At 71.9% G+C, this 19,361-nt stretch carries 20 protein-coding genes and 2 pseudogenes; 8 read left to right on the top strand and 14 right to left on the bottom strand.

Annotated elements, in window-relative coordinates:
• The 4 genes and pseudogenes from ADK36_RS36680 to ADK36_RS36665 form a co-directional block, all read right to left on the bottom strand.
• Window positions 1–858 (bottom strand): ABC transporter ATP-binding protein (locus ADK36_RS36680; protein WP_159391246.1); only part of this gene is annotated, 858 nt, incomplete at its 3' end.
• Window positions 855–1,943, bottom strand: coding sequence for an energy-coupling factor transporter transmembrane component T (locus tag ADK36_RS36675; RefSeq protein ID WP_048586024.1), 1,089 nt, complete (start codon window positions 1,941–1,943; stop codon window positions 855–857). The genes ADK36_RS36680 and ADK36_RS36675, both read right to left, overlap by 4 nt.
• Complete coding sequence (locus ADK36_RS36670; RefSeq protein WP_048586032.1) at window positions 1,936–2,589, bottom strand: SCO2322 family protein; 654 nt, start codon at window positions 2,587–2,589, stop codon at window positions 1,936–1,938. The genes ADK36_RS36675 and ADK36_RS36670 overlap by 8 nt, the downstream gene beginning before the upstream one ends.
• 2 nt (window positions 2,590–2,591) lie before the next feature.
• A pseudogene (locus ADK36_RS36665) lies at window positions 2,592–3,799 on the bottom strand (prenyltransferase/squalene oxidase repeat-containing protein).
• Window positions 3,800–4,098: 299 nt separating this feature from the next.
• Here ADK36_RS36665 and ADK36_RS36660 point away from each other — a divergent pair.
• On the top strand, window positions 4,099–4,764 hold the full coding sequence (locus ADK36_RS36660; RefSeq protein ID WP_048586023.1) for a phosphotransferase: 666 nt from the start codon (window positions 4,099–4,101) through the stop codon (window positions 4,762–4,764).
• Between the two features lie 5 nt (window positions 4,765–4,769).
• Here the strand turns inward: ADK36_RS36660 and ADK36_RS36655 are convergent.
• The 3 genes and pseudogenes from ADK36_RS36655 to ADK36_RS36645 form a co-directional block, all read right to left on the bottom strand.
• A pseudogene (locus tag ADK36_RS36655) lies at window positions 4,770–5,126 on the bottom strand (nuclear transport factor 2 family protein).
• On the bottom strand, window positions 5,104–6,135 hold the full coding sequence (locus ADK36_RS36650; RefSeq protein ID WP_053200664.1) for an MBL fold metallo-hydrolase: 1,032 nt from the start codon (window positions 6,133–6,135) through the stop codon (window positions 5,104–5,106). The pseudogene ADK36_RS36655 and the gene ADK36_RS36650 overlap by 23 nt, the downstream one beginning before the upstream one ends.
• 80 nt (window positions 6,136–6,215) lie before the next feature.
• Window positions 6,216–6,473, bottom strand: a complete 258-nt coding sequence (locus tag ADK36_RS36645; RefSeq protein ID WP_048586021.1) for a hypothetical protein — start codon at window positions 6,471–6,473, stop codon at window positions 6,216–6,218.
• A 134-nt stretch (window positions 6,474–6,607) separates the two neighbouring features.
• On the opposite strand from ADK36_RS36645, the gene ADK36_RS36640 reads away from it, so the two are divergent.
• The gene (locus tag ADK36_RS36640; protein ID WP_048586020.1) at window positions 6,608–8,065 is read left to right on the top strand and encodes an aldehyde dehydrogenase; all 1,458 of its coding nucleotides are present in this window, start codon (window positions 6,608–6,610) and stop codon (window positions 8,063–8,065) included.
• 3 nt (window positions 8,066–8,068) lie between these two features.
• Window positions 8,069–8,302: a ferredoxin gene (locus ADK36_RS36635; protein ID WP_048586019.1), complete on the top strand. Its 234-nt coding sequence runs from the start codon at window positions 8,069–8,071 to the stop codon at window positions 8,300–8,302.
• Between the two features lie 253 nt (window positions 8,303–8,555).
• Here ADK36_RS36635 and ADK36_RS36630 read toward each other — a convergent pair whose 3' ends face one another.
• Complete coding sequence (locus ADK36_RS36630) at window positions 8,556–9,176, bottom strand: TetR family transcriptional regulator (protein WP_048586018.1); 621 nt, start codon at window positions 9,174–9,176, stop codon at window positions 8,556–8,558.
• A 220-nt stretch (window positions 9,177–9,396) separates the two neighbouring features.
• On the opposite strand from ADK36_RS36630, the gene ADK36_RS36625 reads away from it, so the two are divergent.
• The 3 genes from ADK36_RS36625 to ADK36_RS36615 are packed head-to-tail and all read left to right on the top strand — an operon-like array spanning window position 9,397 to window position 12,691.
• The gene (locus tag ADK36_RS36625; RefSeq protein WP_053200662.1) at window positions 9,397–10,872 is read left to right on the top strand and encodes a glycosyltransferase family 4 protein; all 1,476 of its coding nucleotides are present in this window, start codon (window positions 9,397–9,399) and stop codon (window positions 10,870–10,872) included.
• Complete coding sequence (locus tag ADK36_RS36620; RefSeq protein WP_048586016.1) at window positions 10,866–11,624, top strand: class I SAM-dependent methyltransferase; 759 nt, start codon at window positions 10,866–10,868, stop codon at window positions 11,622–11,624. The genes ADK36_RS36625 and ADK36_RS36620 overlap by 7 nt, the downstream gene beginning before the upstream one ends.
• Entirely contained in the window at window positions 11,621–12,691 is a 1,071-nt protein-coding gene (locus ADK36_RS36615) for a prenyltransferase/squalene oxidase repeat-containing protein (RefSeq protein ID WP_048586015.1), read from the top strand. Before ADK36_RS36620 ends, ADK36_RS36615 begins: the two co-directional genes overlap by 4 nt.
• Before the next feature lie 12 nt (window positions 12,692–12,703).
• Here the strand turns inward: ADK36_RS36615 and ADK36_RS36610 are convergent, their stop codons facing one another.
• Window positions 12,704–12,997 carry a hypothetical protein gene (locus ADK36_RS36610; RefSeq protein ID WP_048586014.1) on the bottom strand — a complete coding sequence of 98 codons (294 nt, stop codon included), beginning with the start codon at window positions 12,995–12,997 and terminating at the stop codon, window positions 12,704–12,706.
• A gap of 348 nt (window positions 12,998–13,345) precedes the next feature.
• Here ADK36_RS36610 and ADK36_RS49230 point away from each other — a divergent pair, with 348 nt between their 5' ends.
• Window positions 13,346–13,483 carry a hypothetical protein gene (locus ADK36_RS49230; protein WP_159029306.1) on the top strand — a complete coding sequence of 46 codons (138 nt, stop codon included), beginning with the start codon at window positions 13,346–13,348 and terminating at the stop codon, window positions 13,481–13,483.
• Window positions 13,476–13,640: a hypothetical protein gene (locus ADK36_RS49225; RefSeq protein WP_159391245.1), complete on the top strand. Its 165-nt coding sequence runs from the start codon at window positions 13,476–13,478 to the stop codon at window positions 13,638–13,640. Before ADK36_RS49230 ends, ADK36_RS49225 begins: the two co-directional genes overlap by 8 nt.
• 15 nt (window positions 13,641–13,655) lie before the next feature.
• On the opposite strand, the gene ADK36_RS36605 is transcribed toward ADK36_RS49225, so the two are convergent.
• From ADK36_RS36605 to ADK36_RS36585, 5 genes are all read right to left on the bottom strand, one after another.
• Complete coding sequence (locus ADK36_RS36605; protein WP_053200660.1) at window positions 13,656–14,666, bottom strand: LLM class F420-dependent oxidoreductase; 1,011 nt, start codon at window positions 14,664–14,666, stop codon at window positions 13,656–13,658.
• A gap of 117 nt (window positions 14,667–14,783) precedes the next feature.
• Window positions 14,784–15,611: a DUF5336 domain-containing protein gene (locus tag ADK36_RS36600; RefSeq protein ID WP_048586012.1), complete on the bottom strand. Its 828-nt coding sequence runs from the start codon at window positions 15,609–15,611 to the stop codon at window positions 14,784–14,786.
• A gap of 164 nt (window positions 15,612–15,775) precedes the next feature.
• Entirely contained in the window at window positions 15,776–16,723 is a 948-nt protein-coding gene (locus tag ADK36_RS36595) for an N-acetylmuramoyl-L-alanine amidase (protein WP_048586011.1), read from the bottom strand.
• Window positions 16,724–16,787: 64 nt separating this feature from the next.
• The gene (locus tag ADK36_RS36590; protein ID WP_053200658.1) at window positions 16,788–17,438 is read right to left on the bottom strand and encodes a class I SAM-dependent methyltransferase; all 651 of its coding nucleotides are present in this window, start codon (window positions 17,436–17,438) and stop codon (window positions 16,788–16,790) included.
• Window positions 17,439–17,608: 170 nt separating this feature from the next.
• Window positions 17,609–19,351: an MFS transporter gene (locus ADK36_RS36585; RefSeq protein ID WP_048586009.1), complete on the bottom strand. Its 1,743-nt coding sequence runs from the start codon at window positions 19,349–19,351 to the stop codon at window positions 17,609–17,611.
• Window positions 19,352–19,361: the final 10 nt, after the last annotated feature.

The raw sequence follows: 19,361 nt of genomic DNA, 5'->3' as shown, positions 1-19,361 counted from the left end.
CGTCGGTACAGCCGTTCGCCCCTTCAGGGCGTTGGTGTCCCGCCCCTCAAGCTGTTGCCGTAGGCCCGCGGCCCGCCGCCGTGCGTCGCGGACCGTCAGGGGCGGGGGCGTCCACCCCGTGAGGCGGCCGAGGCCGACGACCGGGGGGTAGACCGGGGAGACCGCCATCACCTCGGCCGGGGTGCCCAGGACGGGGGCGGCGCCCGGGGCGGGGAGCAGGACGACCTGGTCGGCGTAGTGGATGACCCGCTCCAGGCGGTGTTCGGCCATCAGGACCGTCGTGCCCAGGTCGTGGACCAGGCGTTGGAGGACCGCGAGGACCTCTTCCGCGGCTGCCGGGTCCAGGGCCGAGGTGGGCTCGTCGAGGACGAGGACCTCGGGGTGGGGGGTGAGGACCGAGCCGATCGCGACGCGTTGTTGCTGGCCGCCGGAGAGGGTGGCGATGGGGCGGTCGCGGAGGTCGGTGAGGCCGAGGAGGTCCAGGGTCTCCTCCACGCGGCGGCGCATCACGTCGGGGGCGAGGCCCAGCGACTCCATGCCGTAGGCGAGTTCGTCCTCGACCGTGTCCGTGACGAAGTGGGAGAGCGGGTCCTGGCCCACCGTGCCGATGACGTCGGCCAGTTCGCGGGGCTTGTGCGTGCGGGTGTCCCGGCCGGCCACCGTGACGCGGCCGCGCAGGGTGCCGCCGGTGAAGTGCGGGACGAGGCCGCTGACGGCGCCGAGGACGGTGGACTTGCCGACGCCGGACGGGCCGACCAGGAGGACGAGTTCGCCTTCGGGTACCTCGAAGTCGATGCCCTGGACGGTGGGCTGGAGGGCACCGTCATAGGTCACCGATACGTCCTCGAAGCGGATCACGACGGCTCCTTGGGGGTGATGAAGGCGGGGAGGAGGCCCAGGAGTACGGCCGCCGAGGGCCACAAGGGCAGGGTCGGGGCGGTCAGGGGGACCACGCCCGGGTGCAGGGCCTCGGGGCTCCGGGAGGCGGCCAGGGTGAGCAGCGCGGCGACCGTGATGCCGCAGGCGGCGACCAGCCAGGCCCGGGTGTCCCAGGGGTCGGGGCGGTAGCGGGTGCGCGGGGTGCGGCGGCCCCCGAGCCACAGCCCGGCCAGCGCGGCGGTCAGGCCGGCGAGGAGGACGGGGAGGCCGTAGGCGGTGCCCTGGGCGGTGAGCACGCCGTACGTTCCGGCGCAGACGCCCAGGAGGCCGCCGAGGGTGAGGGCGGTGGTGGTACGGCGGACGGGGGCGGGGACCTGTGCGGTACGGCCGTATCCGCGCGCGTCCATCGCGGCGGCGAGGGCGACCGAGCGCTCCAGCGCGCCCTCCAGGACCGGGAGCCCGACGTGCAGGAGGCCGCGGATGCCGCGGTCGGGGCGGCCACGCAGCCGGCGGGCGGCCCGCAGGCGCTGGGCGTCGGCGATGAGGTGGGGCGCGAAGGTGAGGGCGACGACCACCGCCACGCCCATCTCGTACAGCGCGCCGGGGAGGGACTTCAGCAGGCGGGCGGGGTTGGCGAGGGCGTTCGCCGCGCCCACGCAGACGAGGAGCGTGGCGAGTTTCAGGCCGTCGTACAGGGCGAAGACCAGCGCTTCGGCGGTGACCGTGCCGCCCAGGCGGATGCCCTGGGCCCAGTCGGGGAGCGGCACTTCGGGGAGCGTGACGATCGTGTGCGTGCCGGGGATGGGGGAGCCGAGGGCCACGGCGAAGAAGAGCCGGATGAGCAGCACGGCGAGGGCCAGCTTCACGAAGGCGGCGTAGGAGCGGGCCCAGGGGGCGTTCGAGCGGCAAGTCGCCACCACGTAGGCCGAGGTCGCGATGAGGAGGGCGAGCAGGAGGGGGTTGGTGGTACGGGTGGCCGCGACACCGAGGGAGAGTGCCCAGAGCCACCAGGCGCCGGGGTGCACGGCGCGTCGGCCCCGACGTATGTCCCCATGGCTAGCCATTTCTGCGCCGCCGTGTCTGCCAGAACGCTGCCGCGCCCAGCGCTGTCACCACGGCTGTCCCGGCGATCAGTCCGAGTGACGGGCCGTCGTCCGATGGTTCCTTCCGCGGTTCGGAAGCCGCTGATTCGGTGCCCGCCGATTCATCGCCCCCGGCCACCTGCTCCCCGCACCCCTTCTCCGGATACCCCGCGATCGCGCACAACAGCGCGTTCGTGTCGTACCGCAGGGGCTTGGCCACCGAGGCCAGGGCCTGTGCCGTGGTCGCGTCCGGGGCCACCCGTGCGCACGCGGCGCGGCGGGCCGGGGGCGTCTCGCCCGACGGGGCGTCCGCCGCCGTACCGAAGTCGATGACCAGGGCCACCCTCTTCTTGCCGTCCTGCGCGGGCGTCCGCGCGCAGATCACGGCGAACTCGGCGGCGCCCTCCGGCTGGGCCGCGTCCTTCGAGTCCTCGCTCACCGCGAAGCGGAAGCCCTGGACGTCGCCGTCGGAGGGGCGGGCGAGGGAGGGACCCTGGGTCGCGTAGGTCCACCGGTCGCCGTCGCGGTCCCAGAAGGACCAGTAGCGGTAGCCGGTCGCCTGCGCCTGGGCCGCGCCGGTCAGGACGACGAGCGCGGCCAGGAGGAGGGCGAGAGTGCGGCGGGGCACGGTCACTTGCCCTTGTTGCGGCCGCTGAGCAGGAAGCCGATGCCGATGCCGACGACGAGGAAGATGCCGACGTACCACCAGACGCCGAAGGGGCTGTCGTCGTTCTCCTTCTTCTCCTTGTCCTTCTCCTGCTCGGAGGCGGTCGCCGCCGACTGCGGGGCCGGGCCCGTCGCGTTGAGCTGCTTGACGAGGTCCGTGCCGCCGAAGTCACGCGGGTCGGTGCCGGTGGCGTGGGCGGCGAAGATCAGCTGGGCGTAGGCGGCGGGGCCGTTCTGCTTCGCCCAGGTGGCGGCGTTCTTCTCCAGCCACTCCAGGGGTTTGCGGGCGGCCGACTCGCCACCCTGCACGGCGAGCGCGACGACCGCGTCCGCGGCTGGTCCTCGGCGCCGGCGAGGGCGGACTTCAGGTAGCCGTCCTTCTCCAGTGCCTTGCCGAGGTACGCGGCGCCGTTGGCCGCGGCCTGCTCCGGGGTGCGGCGGGAGCCGTCGGCGCAGTCGGCCGCCGCCTTGTCGCCTGCCCGCGTCGTCAGCATGCCCTGGCCCGAAGCGGCGACCACGGCCGCCGCCGTGGCGTCCGCGTTGGCCGACAACCTGCCCTTCTTGTCCGGCTGGTAGGCGAAGGCACCCCCGTCCGCACACGGCAGGGACAGCTTCACCAGGGCGTCGTAGGGCGACTTGCCGTCCTTCTGGACATTCGGGGCGTGCAGGCCGCCCGAGGAGTTGAGCGCGCCGATCACGACGGACGTCGAGTTGGCGTCGCTGGCCCCGCCGGCCGTGTAGCCCCAGCCGCCGTCCTTGTTCTGCACGGACCTCAGCCAGGTCTTCGCCTTGCCGATCTCGGTGCCGTGCCCGCCGGCCGCGGCCAGCGCCTGCACCGCCGCGGCCGTGCTGTTGGTGTCGACCATGGTCTTCGCGTCGCACGCCTTGGCGGGCTCGGCGCGGAACGCCGCGAACGCCCCGTTGGCGCACTGCTGCCCGACCAGCCAGTCGACCGCCGTGGCGGCGGGCCGTACGTCCACCCGGTGCTGCGCGATCAGCGCGAGGGACTGGCGCCAGACGCCGTCGTAGGTCGGGTCGCTCGTGCCGTACAGGCCCGAGGGGAGCGTCACGGACGGCGACGCGGACGGGGACGAGTCGGCGGCGAAGGCGGGCGTGACCGTGCCGATCACGGTGACGGCGGCCAGAACCGCGGCGCTGCGGCGGACGTACATGATCGGCGGATGCCCTTCCCTGAAGGGGCCGGGCAGCACAGGGGAGACCCCCGGGCGGCTCGGCTCCGTATACCTCGACGGTGCCGTGCTCCGGCCGGCTGCCGGGGCACGTGAGCCGGTCACGAATCCGTACGGGGCGATCCGGCTCACCGGCTGTTCGACGACCGGTTCACGGTTGCGGGTCAGCGCCGGATTTGCACCGGCTTCCCCCTGTACGGGTGTGATGACGACGCGGCCACTCTACCGGCCCGTAGGGAAGCGGCTGGGGGGAGGCCGTGAGCGGCGGTAGGTTCGGCCGCATGGGGATCACGGGGAGTGCGGGGAGCGCGGGGCGGCGGCTGCTCGGGTCGGGGCGCGCGTCCGACGTGTACGAGATCGACGAGGCGTGGGTGCTGCGCCACGACCGGGAGGGCTACAGCGACGCACGCGCCGAGGCCGAGCTGATGGAGCGGCTGCGCGCGCACGGCTACCCGGTGCCCCGGGTGCGGCTCGCCGACTGCTCGCGCTCCGAGCTGGTGATGGAGCGGCTGTACGGCCCGACGATGCTGGCGGCCTTCGTCGCGGGCCGGACCGACCCGCGCGAGGCCGGGCAGACCCTGGCCCGCCTGCTCCGACAACTGCACGCCGTCCCCGGCCGGGTGGTCCACCTGGACCTCCACCCGGAGAACGTGATGCTCACCGCCGACGGCCCCTACGTCATCGACTGGGCCAACGCGGAGGAGGGCGACCCCGGCCTGGACTGGGGCATGTCCGCGGTGATCCTCGCGCAGGTGGCCCTGGTCGGCGAGCGGTTCGCCACGCCCGCCCGTGCGATGCTCGCCGCCCTCCTCACCGACCCGTCCGGCCTCACCGAGGACGGCCTCACGGAGGCCCGACGCCGACGCGCGGCCAACCCGACGATGAGTGCGCGGGAGGTCGAAGTGCTCGGGGAGGCGGGGGAGTTGGTGCGGTCGTTCATGGCCTAGGCGGGCTACCGGGGCAGGCGCGAGGTCGGGCCGGCGAAGGCCAGGTGGAGGACCCGGGCGGACAGGAGCCAGGCGCCGTCCGGCGACCTGCGGAAGGTGTCGTCGTAGTGGCCCACCTGGACCAAAGGGCCCGGCGGGACCAGGCCGCCCTCGTGGCCTCGACGCGGTACGTCGTGAAGTACGAGGTCGCCGTCGCGGAGTCGGGGGACGTCCCGCCGCTCGACGAGCCGCTCACCCGCAGGCCACTCCCAGGTGCCGTCCTCGGTGAACGGCTCGGTGACGGAGGACGGTTCGCCGAGGTCGAGGCGGTGGACGAAGTCGGTGACGACACCACGTAGGTCATTGGACGGCCACGTACGCAACCGGCTCGCTCCCCGCCACCGCCTCCGCCCGCCCCAGCTTCACCAGTCGCCGCAGATGCGCCTCGGCCTCCGCGATCGCGATGTTCCTTGATCCGTACGGGATCTGGTCCCAGGGCCGGTTCCACTCCATGCGCTCCGCGAGCTGCCAGGGGGTGAGGGGCTCGGCGAGGAGGACCTGGAGGTCGGTCAGGCGGGACTCGTGGTGGGCCAGCAACTCCCGTACGCGGGCGGGGGCGTCGGTGAACGTGTGCTGGTGGGCGGGGAGGACCTCGGCCGGGACGAGGTGGGCGACGCGTTCGAGCGAGGCCAGGTAGTCACCGAGGGGGTCAGTGACCGTCGTGTCGTCGGGGTCCTCGTACAGGCCGATGTGCGGGGTGATCTCGGGGAGCAGGTGGTCACCGGAGAACAGGCGCCCGTGGCCGGGGAGTTGGGCCGGGTGCTCCTCCTCCAGGTGCAGGCAGACATGGCCGGGGGTGTGACCCGGGGTCCAGATCGCGCGCAGGCGGCGGCCGGCGAGGTCGAGGAGCTCGCCGGGGACGATCTCGCGGTCCGGGGCGGCGGGGGAGAAGCCGGGGAGGGTGCTCGGGCGGCGGGCCGCGCGCAGCGGGGCCACGTGGGCGTCGGGCGCGCCGGCCGCGGTGAGCTTGGCCGCCATGTAGGAGAACCAGCGCTCGGGTCGGGTCGTGCGGGTGCGCCGTACGATCGCCGCGTCCGCCGCGTGCATCGCGATCCAGGCGCCGGACGCCTCGCGCACCTTGCCGGACAGGCCGTGGTGGTCGGGGTGATGGTGGGTGATCACCACGCCATGGATGTCGGCGGGCCCGGTTCCGCAGGCCGCCAGTCCCTCGGCGAGGGTGTCCCAGGAGGCCGGGTCGTCCCAGCCGGTGTCGATGAGGACCGGGCCGCGGTCGGTGTCGACGACGTACACGAGGGTGTGGCCGAGCGGATTGTCGGGGATGGGGACCCGCAGGGACCGGACGCCGCCGCCGTGGTCGTAAGTCTGCGCCATGGGCTCCCCAATCGCCGCGACACGTTCCGGCCGACCGGTTCACTATAACTAGAACAGGTTCCGATGGGGGCCCGAGTCATCTACCAGCAGTCCGGCGAGAGCAGGGAAGGGAAGTGCTCGCACGGGTCCCAGGCCGGCATCTCGGCGGGCTCGGCCTGTCGGACGCGCTCGGGCGTCCAGAACTTCCTGATCTCCTCCGGGCTCTTCGTCTCCCGGTGCACGGACACGCCGTTCTCGCGCTTCACCTCGCCCCAGGCCGATGCCATCCATACGGCGCCGCCGACGGCCGTCGCCATGGCCGTGGCGAACACCGCCCAGTCGCGCCCGCGCACTGCCATCCCGTGCCCCCTCACCGTCTGGCCCAGCGTAGGGGCGAGGTGTGTGCGCTCCGTGGACTCCTCCGGGTGGAACTGGTATCAGTTCGGTGTATCTGATGGATCGTCAGAGTCACGCTCCGGGGAGGCAGTCGGCCATGACCGAGCTCGTGGAACACGGACAGCTGTTCATCGGCGGGGAGTTGAGCGACCCCCTGGGCAAGGACGTCATCGAGGTCGTCTCGCCGCACACGGAAGAGGTCATCGGTCGCGTGCCGCACGCCTCCCCGGCCGACGTCGACCGGGCGGTCGCGGTGGCGCGGAAGGCGTTCGACGAGGGGCCCTGGCCGCGGATGAGCCTCGACGAGCGGATCGAGGTCGTCACCCGGATCAAGGACGGAATCGCCGTACGGCACGAGGAGATCGCCCGCGTGATCTCCGCCGAGAACGGCTCCCCGTACTCCTGGAGCGTCCTCGCGCAGGCGCTCGGCGCGATGATGGTGTGGGACGCGGCGATCACGGTCGCGCGGAACTTCACGTACGAGGAGGCGCGTGACGGCGTCCTCGGCAAGATCCTCGTACGGCGCGAGCCGGTCGGCGTCGTGGCGGCCGTCGTCCCCTGGAACGTCCCGCAGTTCGTCGCCGCCGCCAAGCTCGCGCCCGCGCTGCTCACCGGCTGCACGGTGGTCCTGAAGCCGTCGCCCGAGTCGCCGCTCGACGCCTACCTCCTCGCCGAGATCGCGAAGGACGCCGGGCTGCCGGAGGGCGTGCTGTCGATCCTGCCTGCGGACCGTGAGGTGAGTGAGTACCTGGTCGGGCACCCGGGGATCGACAAGGTCTCCTTCACCGGCTCGGTCGCGGCGGGCAAGCGCGTGATGGAGGTCGCGGCCCGCAACCTCACCCGCGTGACCCTGGAGTTGGGCGGCAAGTCGGCGGCCGTGGTCCTCCCGGACGCGGACGTCGAGACGACGGTCGCCGGTGTCGTCCCCGCGGCCTGGATGAACAACGGCCAGGCGTGCGTGGCCCAGACCCGCATCCTGCTCCCGCGCTCCCGCTACGACGAGTTCGCCGAGGCCTTCGCCGCGGCGGCCGGCGCGCTGGTGGTCGGCGACCCGCTGGACCCGGCGACCCAGGTGGGCCCGCTGGTGGCACAGCGGCAGCAGCGCAGGAACCTTGATTACATCCGGATAGGCCAGGAGGAGGGCGCCAAGATCCTCACGGGGGGCGGGCGGCCGGCCGGGCTGGACAAGGGCTGGTACGTCGAGCCGACGCTCTTCGGGGACGTCGACAACTCCATGCGGATCGCCCGGGAGGAGATTTTCGGCCCCGTCATCTGCCTGCTTCCGTACGGCGACGAGTCCGAGGCGGTGAAGATCGCGAACGACTCCGACTACGGCCTGAGCGGCAGCGTCTGGACGGCCGACACCGGGCACGGCATCGAGGTCGCCCGCCAGGTCCGTACCGGAACGTACTCGGTGAACACCTTCAGCCTGGACATGCTGGGCCCGTTCGGCGGCTACAAGAACTCGGGCCTGGGGCGGGAGTTCGGTCCCGAGGGCTTCGGCGAGTATCTGGAGCACAAGATGATCCACCTCCCGGCGGGCTGGGAGGCGTAGGGGATGGGCGACCGCTGGCACGTCGAGGTCGACCGGTCGGTGTGCATCGGCTCGGCCCAGTGCGTCCACCACGCCCCCGCCGGCTTCCGCCTCGACACCGCCCGCCAGTCCCACCCGGCCGACCCGGAGACCGACGCCAACGAGACGATCCTGGCCGCGGCGGAGAGCTGCCCGGTGGAGGCGATCGTGATCACGGTGCTGGGGAGCGGGGAGCCGGTGTTCCCGCCGGAGGAATAACGCCAGAAAAATCCCTTTTGGGGGGTTCATTTCCGGGTGGATGTTCTATTCTGGAGGTAGGCCTACGGGACGAGTGAGGGAGTTCGAACCGGAGTAGCCGACTCTGGCAGGAGACAGACGGTTTCCGCTGGGGCCGACGTCGACGGTCCGGGCTGAGAGGCCGGAAGGCAGCAGTCAGGCCGGAAGGCGACCCCTGGAACCTGATCCGGGCAATACCGGCGAAGGGAACCCGTCTCGTAGGTCGTTCACGTGCCTACGCCCGCGCCTCCGGCGCCGTCAGGTCGATCAGCCGGCACACCGTCTCGATGTCGATCTTCACCTGGGCGATCGAGGCGCGGCCCGACAGCCAGGTGATCAGCGCCGAGTGCCAGGTGTGCTCGATGACGCGGACCGCCGAGAGCTGCTCGGGCGTCGGGTTCTCCAGCCCCATCGAGTCCAGGATGATCACCGTGGTCTGCCGGGAGACCTGGTCGACCTCGGGCGAGACGCTGCGGTCGGCGAAGGTCAGGGCGCGGACCATCGCGTCCGCCAGATGCGGCTCGCGCTGCAGCGCACGGAACGCGCGCATCAGCGTCTCCGCCACCCGCTCCGCCGCCGTCTCCCCCCGCGGCGGCTTCTTCCGCAGCGTGCCGTGCATGTGCTCCAGCTGGTCCTGCATCGTGGCGACCAGCAGATGCACCTTGGACGGGAAGTAGCGGTACAGCGTGCCCAGCGCCACCTGGGAGGTCTCCGCGACCTCCCGCATCTGTACGGCGTCGAAACCACCCCGGCTGGCGAGCTGCGCGCTGGCGTGCAGGATGCGACGGCGCCGGGCCTCCTGCCGCTCGGTGAGGGGCGGTGAGGCGGGGCTTGCGCTACTGACTTCCGCAGGCATGGATCCCGTTCCGTGACAGTCGGTGAGGCCGGGTGACCGGACAGAGCATGCCAGTGCGTCGGCCGTGGCGTGAATCACCCGATCCATCGCTCACAGCGGCGCTACCTGCCGGTAGATTCAGAGCCTCTTGAACGATCAAGTCTGAAACTTGTTCTAGATTAACGTCCCGCGTAATGTCGCGGGACATCGCAGGGAGAACGCAGGGAGAAGGGGGTCCGGAGTGACCGCTGAGGCCAGGGAGGCCGGGCCCTCGGAGGACCCTGCCGCCGACGGCGGGCGACCGCTCGACATCGCGCTTCTCACCTATAAAGGGAACCCGTTCTGCGGCGGCCAGGGCGTCTACGTACGGCACCTCTCCCGCGAACTGGCCCGCCTCGGTCACCGCGTCGAGGTCATAGGCTCCCAGCCCTACCCCGTCCTCGACGAGGGCGCGGAGTACGCCGGCCGCCTGAGCCTCACCGAACTCCCCAGCCTCGACCTCTACCGCCAGCCCGACCCCTTCCGCACCCCGGGGCGCGACGAGTACCGCGACTGGGTCGACGCGCTGGAAGTGGCGACCATGTGGACCGGCGGCTTCCCCGAGCCGCTGACCTTCTCGCTCCGCGCCCGCCGCCATCTGCGCGCCCGGCGCGGCGAGTTCGACGTCGTGCACGACAACCAGACGCTGGGTTATGGGCTGTTGGGGGACGTCGGCGCCCCCCTCGTCACCACCATCCACCACCCCATCACCGTCGACCGGCAGCTGGAGCTGGACGCGGCGGAGGGCCGGCGCCGGCGGATGTCGGTGCGCCGGTGGTACGCCTTCACCCGCATGCAGAAGCGGGTGGCCCGCCGCCTGCCCTCGGTGCTCACCGTGTCGGGAACCTCCCGCGCGGAGATCGTCGACCATCTCGGCGTACGGCAGGACCGTATCCACGTCGTGCACATCGGCGCGGACACCGCCCTGTTCTCGCCGGACCCCTCCGTGCGGCAGATCCCCGGCCGGATCGTCACGACCTCCAGCGCGGACGTGCCGTTGAAGGGCCTGGTCTTCCTCGTCGAGGCGCTCGCCAAGGTCCGCGCCGAGCACCCCGACGCCCACCTCGTCGTCGTCGGCAAGCGGCCCGAGGAGGGCCCGGTCGCGCAGGCGATGGAACGGTACGGCCTCGAAGGCGCCGTCGAGTTCGTCAAGGGCATCACCGACGCGGAGCTCGTCGACCTGGTCCGCTCGGCGCAGGTGGCCTGCGTGCCGTCGCTCTACGAGGGCTTCTCCCTGCCGGCCGCCGAGGCCATGGCCACCGGGACGCCGCTCGTCGCCACCACCGGCGGGGCGATCCCCGAGGTCGCCGGGCGGGACGGCGAGACGTGCCTGGCGGTGCCGCCGGGGGACCCCGGGGCCCTGGCCGCCGGTCTGAGCCGACTGCTGGGCGACGCCGGGCTCCGGGACCGCCTGGGAGCGGCCGGACGTGACCGCGTCCTGCGGAACTTCACCTGGGCGAAGGCCGCCGAGGGCACGGTGGCGCGCTACCGCGAGGCCATAGCCCGCTCCGCGGGCCACGACGCCGGCCGCGCCACCGGCCGCCTCGCCGCGCCGAGCCCCGCCGGTGCCGCCACCCCGAGCACCGGCCGCCCGGCGGCGACAGGCACCGACCTCGTCGCGTCCGCGACCCCCACAGCTGTTGAAGGCGTCAACTCCGAAAGCAGGGCCACGTGCTGACCGTCGACTTCTCCCGGTTCCCGCTCGCCCCGGGCGACCGCGTTCTGGACCTCGGCTGCGGTGCCGGCCGGCACGCGTTCGAGTGTTACCGGCGCGGCGCCCAGGTCGTGGCGCTGGACCAGAACGGTGAGGAGATCCGCGAGGTCGCGAAGTGGTTCGCGGCGATGAAGGAGGCGGGCGAGGCCCCCGAGGGCGCGACCGCCACGGCCATGGAGGGCGACGCCCTCGCGCTCCCCTTCCCGGACGAGTCCTTCGACGTCGTGATCATCTCCGAGGTCATGGAGCACATCCCGGACGACAAGGGCGTCCTCGCGGAGATGGTCCGCGTACTGAAGCCCGGCGGCCGGATCGCTATCACCGTCCCCCGCTACGGCCCCGAGAAGGTCTGCTGGACGCTGTCCGACGCCTATCACGAGGTCGAGGGCGGCCACATCCGCATCTACAAGGCGGACGAACTGCTCGCGAGGATCAGGGAAGCCGGGCTCAAGCCGTACGGCACCCACCACGCCCACGCCCTGCACTCCCCGTACTGGTGGCTGAAGTGCGCGTTCGGCGTCGACAACGACAAGGCGCTGCCGGTGCGGGCGTACCACAAGCTGCTGGTCTGGGACATCATGAAGAAGCCGCTGGCCACCCGGGTCGCCGAACGGGCGCTGAACCCGCTCATCGGCAAGAGCTTCGTGGCGTACGCGACCAAGCCCCATCTGCCGCGTCTTTCCGAGGACTCCGAGAACGAGGCGGCCGCCAAGTGACCACCCCCCGGACAGAACACCTCGTCCTGCCCGGGGTCCTCACCGCCGAGCAGGCCGCCGCGACCGTGGCCGGCATTCTCGCGGTCCAGCGGGAGGACGGGGCGATCCCGTGGTTCCGCGGGCACCACCTCGACCCGTGGGACCACGTCGAGGCGGCGATGGCCCTGGACACGGCCGGTGAGCACGAGGCCGCCGAGCGGGCGTACACCTGGCTGGCGACCCACCAGAACAAGGACGGCTCCTGGTACGCCGCCTACGCGGACGGCGCCCACGACGACGTCACCGACACCGGCCGAGAGACCAACTTCGTCGCCTACATAGCCGTAGGCGTCTGGCACCACTACCTCTCCACCGGCGACGACATGTTCCTGGACCGGATGTGGCCGTCCGTCTACGCGGCGATCGAGTTCGTCCTCCAGCTCCAGCAGCCGGGCGGGCAGATCGGGTGGCGGCGCGACGAGGACGGTACGGCGACGGCCGACGCGCTGCTGACCGGCTCGTCCTCCATCCACCACGCCCTGCGGTGCGCGCTGGCCATCGCCGAGCAGCGGGAAGAGGCGCAGCCGGACTGGGAGTTGGCGGTGGGGGCGCTTCGGCACGCGATCCGCCGGCATCCGGAGCGGTTCCTGGACAAGGACCGTTACTCCATGGACTGGTACTACCCGGTGCTGGGCGGGGCGCTGACCGGTGCCGAGGCCAAGGCCCGGGTGGAGGAGAGCTGGGAGCGTTTCGTCGTTCCCGGGCTCGGGGTGCGGTGTGTCGTGCCGAATCCCTGGGTCACGGGCGGTGAGTCGGCCGAACTCGCCCTGGCGCTCTGGGCGATGGGCGAGTCCGACCGGGCGCTGGAGATCCTGCAGTCGATCCAGCATCTGCGGGATGTGGAGAGCGGGCTCTACTGGACAGGGTACGTCTTCGAGGACGACGCGATCTGGCCGCGGGAGCTGACCACTTGGACGGCCGGGTCGCTGCTGCTGGCGGTCGCGGCGCTGGGCGGGCACGAGGCTACGTGCGCGGTGTTCGGAGGCGAGCTGTTGCCGCTGGGGCTGGACCCGGACTGCTGCGCCTGAGCGCTCGGGGTGTCAGTGGCGGTGGACCCGGTTCGCGATGGCATGACCCACGAACAGGTACACGACCGCTGCCAGGCCGTACCCCGCCACGACCCTCGCCCACTCCTCGTCGAACGTGAACAGGTCGTGGGACCAACCCGCCAGCCAGCGGGCCGCGTCGTGGATGAACTGGACGAAGTCGTTGGCACGATTGGCGTCCAGCAGGTACATCAGGATCCACAGGCCCAGGACGAGGGCCATGACGTCGGCGACGATCGCTATGACCGTGCCGGCCTGATTCGCACCGTTGCGATATCGAGGGGACATGCCCCCCGGGTAACCTCGGGGGCGCGACCGAAACCCCGTCACCGCAGCCCGAACGGGACATTACGTTCAACTGGCGTTCCCCGTAAGGTCGTTCGACGGTAAAGGCGGTCACCACGATCCTCCTCCCGGAGAGGGCAGGAGAGCCGGTGGCTCTACCCCACCCCCTACGCGCTCACCGAGCCGCAGCTCATCTCCCTCAGCGACAACGGTGACCGGCTCGTCCGCGTCATCCAGGAGGACCCCGAACTGCGCCAGCGCGCCATCGAGCTGGGCTTCCGCGTCCGCTTCTCCGGCGAGGACGGCACCAGCGACCAGCTCAACGACTACCTGGTCGAGCGCGGCATCCAGGTGCCGACCCCGAACCGCGACGAGACCAAGGTGTACGAACCCGACCTGGACGTCCTGGAGAAGATCATCAACACCGTGGGCTCCTGCACTTCGTACTGCGCGCCCGCTACGGCAACGACGAGACGGCCCCGTGCGTGAAGATCACCTGCGAACAGCCCTGGTCCGCAGGAGGTTCCCCGTCGACAACTACTCGGAGGACGAGAAGTTCCCCGCCACCTGCCTGGGCCTGGTGCGCTCATGGAACGACAGGACGGCCGAACTCACCCTGGACCCGGTCGCCATCTTCCAGTGGTGAACACCCGCCCCGTACCTATGTGTTGAGCTCCGCCAGCACCCGCAACGACTCCCGGTCCGGCGCCAGCGCCAGCAGATCCGTCACCGGCCCCTTCCGCCACGACTCCAGCCGCTCGGCGATGCGTTCACGCGGCCCGACAAGGGAGATCTCGTCGGCGAAGGCGTCCGGGACGGCGAGCACGGCCTCCTCCCGCCGGCCGTCCCGGAACAGCCGCTGAATCCGCCGGGCTTCCTCCTTGTACCCCATGCGCGCCATGAGGTCGGCGTGGAAGTTGCGGGCCGCGTGGCCCATGCCGCCGATGTAGAAACCGAGCATGACCTTGACCGGGAGGAGCCCCTCGGAGACGTCGTCACATACCTGGACCCGGGCCATGGGCGCGACGAGGAAGCCCTGCGGGAGGTCGCGCACCGCGTCCCCGTAGACCTCGGGCCTGCTCGGCGACCAGTACAACGGCAGCCAGCCGTCGGCGATCCGGACGGTCTGCGCGACGTTCTTCGGGCCCTCGGCACCGAGCAGCACGGGGAGGTCGGCGCGCAGGGGATGGGTGATCGGCTTCAGCGCCTTCCCGATGCCGGTGGCGTCCGGACCGCGGTACGGGTGGGCGTGAAAACGCCCGTCGAGCTCGACGGGCGCCTCGCGCCGCAGCACTTGCCGTACGACATCGACGTACTCGCGCGTGGCGGTCAGCGGCGAGCGGGGGAACGGCCGCCCGTACCACCCCTCCACCACCTGCGGCCCCGACAGCCCGAGCCCGAGCATCATGCGCCCACCGGAGAGGTGGTCGAGGGTCAGAGCGTGCATGGCGGTCGTGGTCGGGGAGCGGGCGGCCATCTGCGCAACCGCCGTACCGAGCTTGATCCTTGACGTCTGCGCGGCGATCCAGGTGAGCGGCGTGAACGCGTCCGAGCCCCAGGACTCGGCCGTCCACACGGAGTCGTAGCCCAGCCGCTCGGCCTCCTGAGCGAGGGGCACATGGTCCGCGGAGGGGCCGCGGCCCCAGTAACCGAGTGCGAGCCCGAGCCGCATGTCCGCCTCCTGACGCTCCGTCAGTTATGCATTGGGCTTGCGACTGTACGACGACGGCCCCTCACCGGGAAGGGTGAGGGGCCGTCGTCGTACGGCTTGTCTTACGGTTCCCGCGGCTCAGCCGCGCTGGATCCCCGACGTGTCCTGGAGAACACCACGGCGACCGTCCTGCGTCTGCGCCACCAGGGCCGGGCCACGCTGCTCGACGGCCAGGTACCAGGTGCCCGGCGCCAGTTCGGCGATCGGCGTGGGCGAGCCGTCCTCCGCGAACAGGGGGCGCGCCACGGGCACGGCGAACCAGAACGGGGAGAAGTCCGCGGCGGGCGCCTGCGCCTGCTGCGGCTGCTGCGGGGCCTGCCCACCGAAGGGCTGCCCCGGCTGCGGCTGACCGCCGTACGGCTGCTGGGCGCCCGGCTGCTGGGCACCCGGGTAGCCGTAACCACCGGGCGGCTGGGCGCCGTAGGGCTGGGGGGCGGCGGGCTTGGGAGCGGGGATCAGCGCGGCCTGGAGGGCGGGGACCAGGGGGGTGGCGATGGCGGCGCCGGCCATGGCCAGGGTGGCGATCAGCGCGAGGATCAGCCCGGTGCCCGCGTCGGGGCCGGAGGAGGAACTTCCGCCGAAGTTGTTTGCGCCGCCCGCCGGGTCGAAGATGTTGCCGAGCGCGCTCCAAGCGGCGAAGACGGTGAAGGCGACACCGAACTGGCCGAGGTCCAGACCGGCGACCTTGGGCGCCTGCGGCAGCCCCCGGGCGACGACGATGAGCGCGGCGCCGATGAGACCAGCCAGCACGACGCCGAGCAGGAGCGGTCCGCTGCCCCAGGCATTCGGCATCTCGATGCCCTCGGCACCGTCGTCGGAGTAGATGTCGAGGAACGACGCGATGAACAGCAATACCGCTGCTCCGATCACCACGCCGTCGCCTCGAGTGAGGGAGCGGATATTCACTTCAGGTCCTTCGTCAGTCGTCTCAACATCGGCATCGCTGGAGGCGTCGCTGTCACCATGTCGCCGTGAGGCCCTTGTGTGAAGCGCGGGGGTGGCCCCTCATCGTAAGGACGACCTTATCGTCCGACCGACGAGGGTGTCCGCCGGGATCGGCCCGTGGACCATTACCCGCGCAGGAAACTCACGATTCCCTCAGAGATCCCTTGCGCCGCCTTCTGCCGCCACGCGCCACTGGTGAGCAACGCCGCGTCCTTGCTATCGCGCATGTTGCCGCACTCGATGAACACCTTGGGAACCGTTGACAGATTGAGACCGCCCAGGTCCTCACGCGTGACGAGACCGGTGCCGGAGCCGACGTAGTTGGAGGGTGCGCTGCCCGTGACGCGGACGAAGGAACCCGCGATGCGCTCGCCGAGGTCGCGGGAGGGGGTGACGATGGGGCCGGTGTCGGCGGCGCCCTCGTTCACCTTGCCGGGGAGGATGACGTGGAAGCCCCGTTGGCCGGTGCCCGCGCCGTCCGCGTGGATGGAGACGACGGCGTCAGCGCCCGCCTTGTTGCCGATCCGGGCGCGTTCGTCCACGCACGGGCCCCACGGGCGGTCGCCGTCCTGTGTGAACTCGACCGTGGCGCCCTGCTTCTCCAGCAGGGTGCGCATGCGGTGGGCCACGTCCAGCGTGAACTCGGCCTCGCTGTAGCCGTCGTTCGTCGAAGTCCCCGTCGTGTCGCACTCCTTCCAGTTCGTGCCGATGTTCACCTTGCGGTTGATTTCGGCCGTGTGCTGGAAGTTGTTCGGGTTGTGGCCCGGGTCGATGACGACGACCTTGCCCTTGAGCGGGCCGGAGGCGGTGGTGGACTCCGCGGTGGGGGTGGGGCCCGGGGGCTTGTCGTCGTTCGTCGCGGAGATCGTCGGCGCCGTGTCCGACGGCGTCGCGGACGAGGGCCGTACGGCCGCGTTGCCGGAGCCGCCTTTGTTGCCGGGGCCGCCCACGGCCTGGTACATCACCCAACCGAGCAGGGCCCCCGGCACGAGCGCGGCGATCGCGACGGTCAGGGTTCGGCGGCGGCTGCGGCGGGGCTGGGGAGGATCGAAGTCCGGGCCTACGTACGACACGCCTGCCACCTTACGGGCCGACCGCGGCCTGCGCGGGGAAGGCACGGTCGAGCGGGGCGGGAGTTCAGACGCCCGTCCCCGTCCGCTTCAGCACCCGCAGCGATTCCGTCGCCGACACCTCCGTGAAGGCCCCGGACTCCAGCGCCCGCAGGTACACGCGGTAGGGGGCCTGCCCCGTGAACTCGTCCGCCGGGTCCGGGAACACGTCGTGGATGAGCAGCAGGCCGCCTTGGGCGACGTGGGGGGCCCAGCCCTCGTAGTCGGCGGTGGCGTGTTCGTCGGTGTGGCCGCCGTCGATGAAGACCAGGCCGAGGGGGGTGCCCCAGACCTTCGCCACCTGCGGGGAGCGGCCGACCAGGGCGATCACGTGCTCCTCCAGGCCCGCCTTGTGCAGCGTGCGGCGGAACGCCGGCAGCGTGTCCATCAGGCCGATCTCGGGGTCGACCGTCTCCGGGTCGTGGTACTCCCAGCCCGGCTGCTGCTCCTCGCTGCCGCGGTGGTGGTCGACCGTGAGGGCCGTCACCCCGGCCTGGCGGGCGGCGTCGGCGAGCAGGATCGTGGAGCGGCCGCAGTATGTGCCGACCTCCAGGAGGGGGAGGCCGAGGCGGCCCGCCTCGACGGCCGCCGCGTAGAGCGCGAGCCCCTCACCCGTGGGCATGAAGCCCTTCGCCGCCTCGAACGCGGCCAGGATCTCGGGCTTGGGGGCCGGGGTCATGGGGTCCCTCTCGGTCGTACGGGTGTATGGGCGCCCATGGTGCACCACGCCCCCCGTCAGCTCTCTGACGGGGGTGCGGCAGCGTGCCCCGAAGGGGCGCGGGGAACTGCGCGACAAGCAACGACGCACCCGCAGCCGCCGGACGGCGCGTCGCGGCACCCCGCCCCGCGCTACGCGGTCACAGTCGCACCGGGCAACGCCAGATCCACGTCCACCGTCCTGTCGTCGCCCGCGTGCGTCGCCGAAGAGGCGAGCGGCCCGTGGCCGTCGGCCCGCGCGGCCAGGACGTAGGCGCCCTGGGTGGGGACGGTGAGCGTGTAGGTGCCGTCCTCCGAGGAGAGGGTGGCGCCGGCCTGGCGGCCCCGGCGGTCGATCAGGGTCACCTTGGCGCGGGCCACCGGCGTGCCCGTGGCGTCCAGGACCCGGCCGCGGAAGCCGCGCAGTGCCTCTTCGGCGCGCTCCAGGTTGGCGTCCTCCTCGCTGCTGGCGCGCAGCTGCGGGTGGGCGGAGGCCGGGCGCTGCTTCGGGAGGAAGAGGGCCAGGAGCAGGCCGACCGCGACCGCGGCGGTCGCGATCAGGAAGGAGACGCGGAAGCCGTGCATGGTCGGGATCTCCACGCCGCCGACGTTGTTCGCGGTGTTGGCCAGCACCATGCCGATGACGGCGCTGGAGACCGACGTACCGATGGAGCGCATCAGGGTGTTGAGGCCGTTCGCCGCGCCCGTCTCCGAGGCGGGGACCGCGCCGACGATCAGGGCGGGGAGGGAGGAGTAGGCCAGGCCGATGCCCACGCCGAGGACCACGGAGATGACGAGGCTCTGCCAGGGGGCGCTCATCAGGCCGAGGCCGGCGCCGTAGCCGATGGCGATGATGAGCATGCCGAGGATCAGGGTGGTCTTGGGGCCGTACTTCGCCGAGAGACGGGCGTAGACGGGGGCGGTGAACATCATCGTCAGGCCGAGCGGGGCGACCAGCAGGCCCGCGACGACCATCGACTGGCCGAGGCCGTAGCCGGTCTCCTTCGGCAGCTGGAGCAGCTGGGGGAGGACGAGCGAGACGACGTAGAACGAGACCCCGACCATGATCGAGGCGAGGTTGGTGAAGAGGACGGCCGGGCGGGCCGTGGTGCGCAGGTCGACGAGGGGTGCCTTCGTGCGCAGCTCGTAGACGCCCCAGAGGAGGAGGACGACGGCCGACGCGCCGAACAGGCCGAGCGTGGTGCCGGAAGCCCAGCCCCAGTCGCTGCCCTTGGTGATCGGCAGGAGGAAGAGGACGAGGCCGGCGGAGAGGCCGAGGGCGCCGAGGACGTCGAAGGAGCCTTCCGCGCGGACCTTGGACTCCGGTACGACGAGGAGGGTCAGGGCGATGGCGAGGACGCCGACGCCGGCGGCGCCGTAGAAGAGGGCGTGCCAGTCGGAGTGCTGGGCGACCAGGGCCGCGGCGGGCAGGGCGAGTCCGCCGCCGACGCCGATCGAGGAGCTCATCAGGGCCATCGCCGAGCCGAGCTTCTCGCGGGGCAGCATGTCGCGCATCAGGCCGATGCCGAGCGGGATCGCGCCCATGGCGAAGCCCTGGAGGGTACGGCCGACGATCATGGGGAGCAGGGTGCTGGTGAACGCGCTGACCAGGGCGCCGACCACCATCACGGACAGGCTGGCTATCAGCAGGCGCCGCTTGCCGTAGAGGTCGCCGAGGCGGCCCATGATCGGGGTCGCGACGGCGCCCGAGAGCAGCGTGGAGGTCAGGACCCAGGTGGCGTTGCTGGGCGCGGTGCTCAGCAGCTGCGGCAGGTCCTTGATGACCGGGACGAGCAGGGTCTGCATCACCGCGACAACGATGCCCGCGAAGGCGAGGACCGGGACGAGGGGGCCGGTCGCTCTGCCGGTGGGCTGGTCGTTCGTCGTTTGTGTCATGTGGGGGATC

Source organism: Streptomyces viridochromogenes (genome assembly GCF_001270495.1).
GTDB classification, from domain to species: domain Bacteria; phylum Actinomycetota; class Actinomycetes; order Streptomycetales; family Streptomycetaceae; genus Streptomyces; species Streptomyces viridochromogenes_A.
Note: the sequence above shows the minus strand (reverse complement) of the source record. Positions and strands in the feature narration are given on the sequence as shown.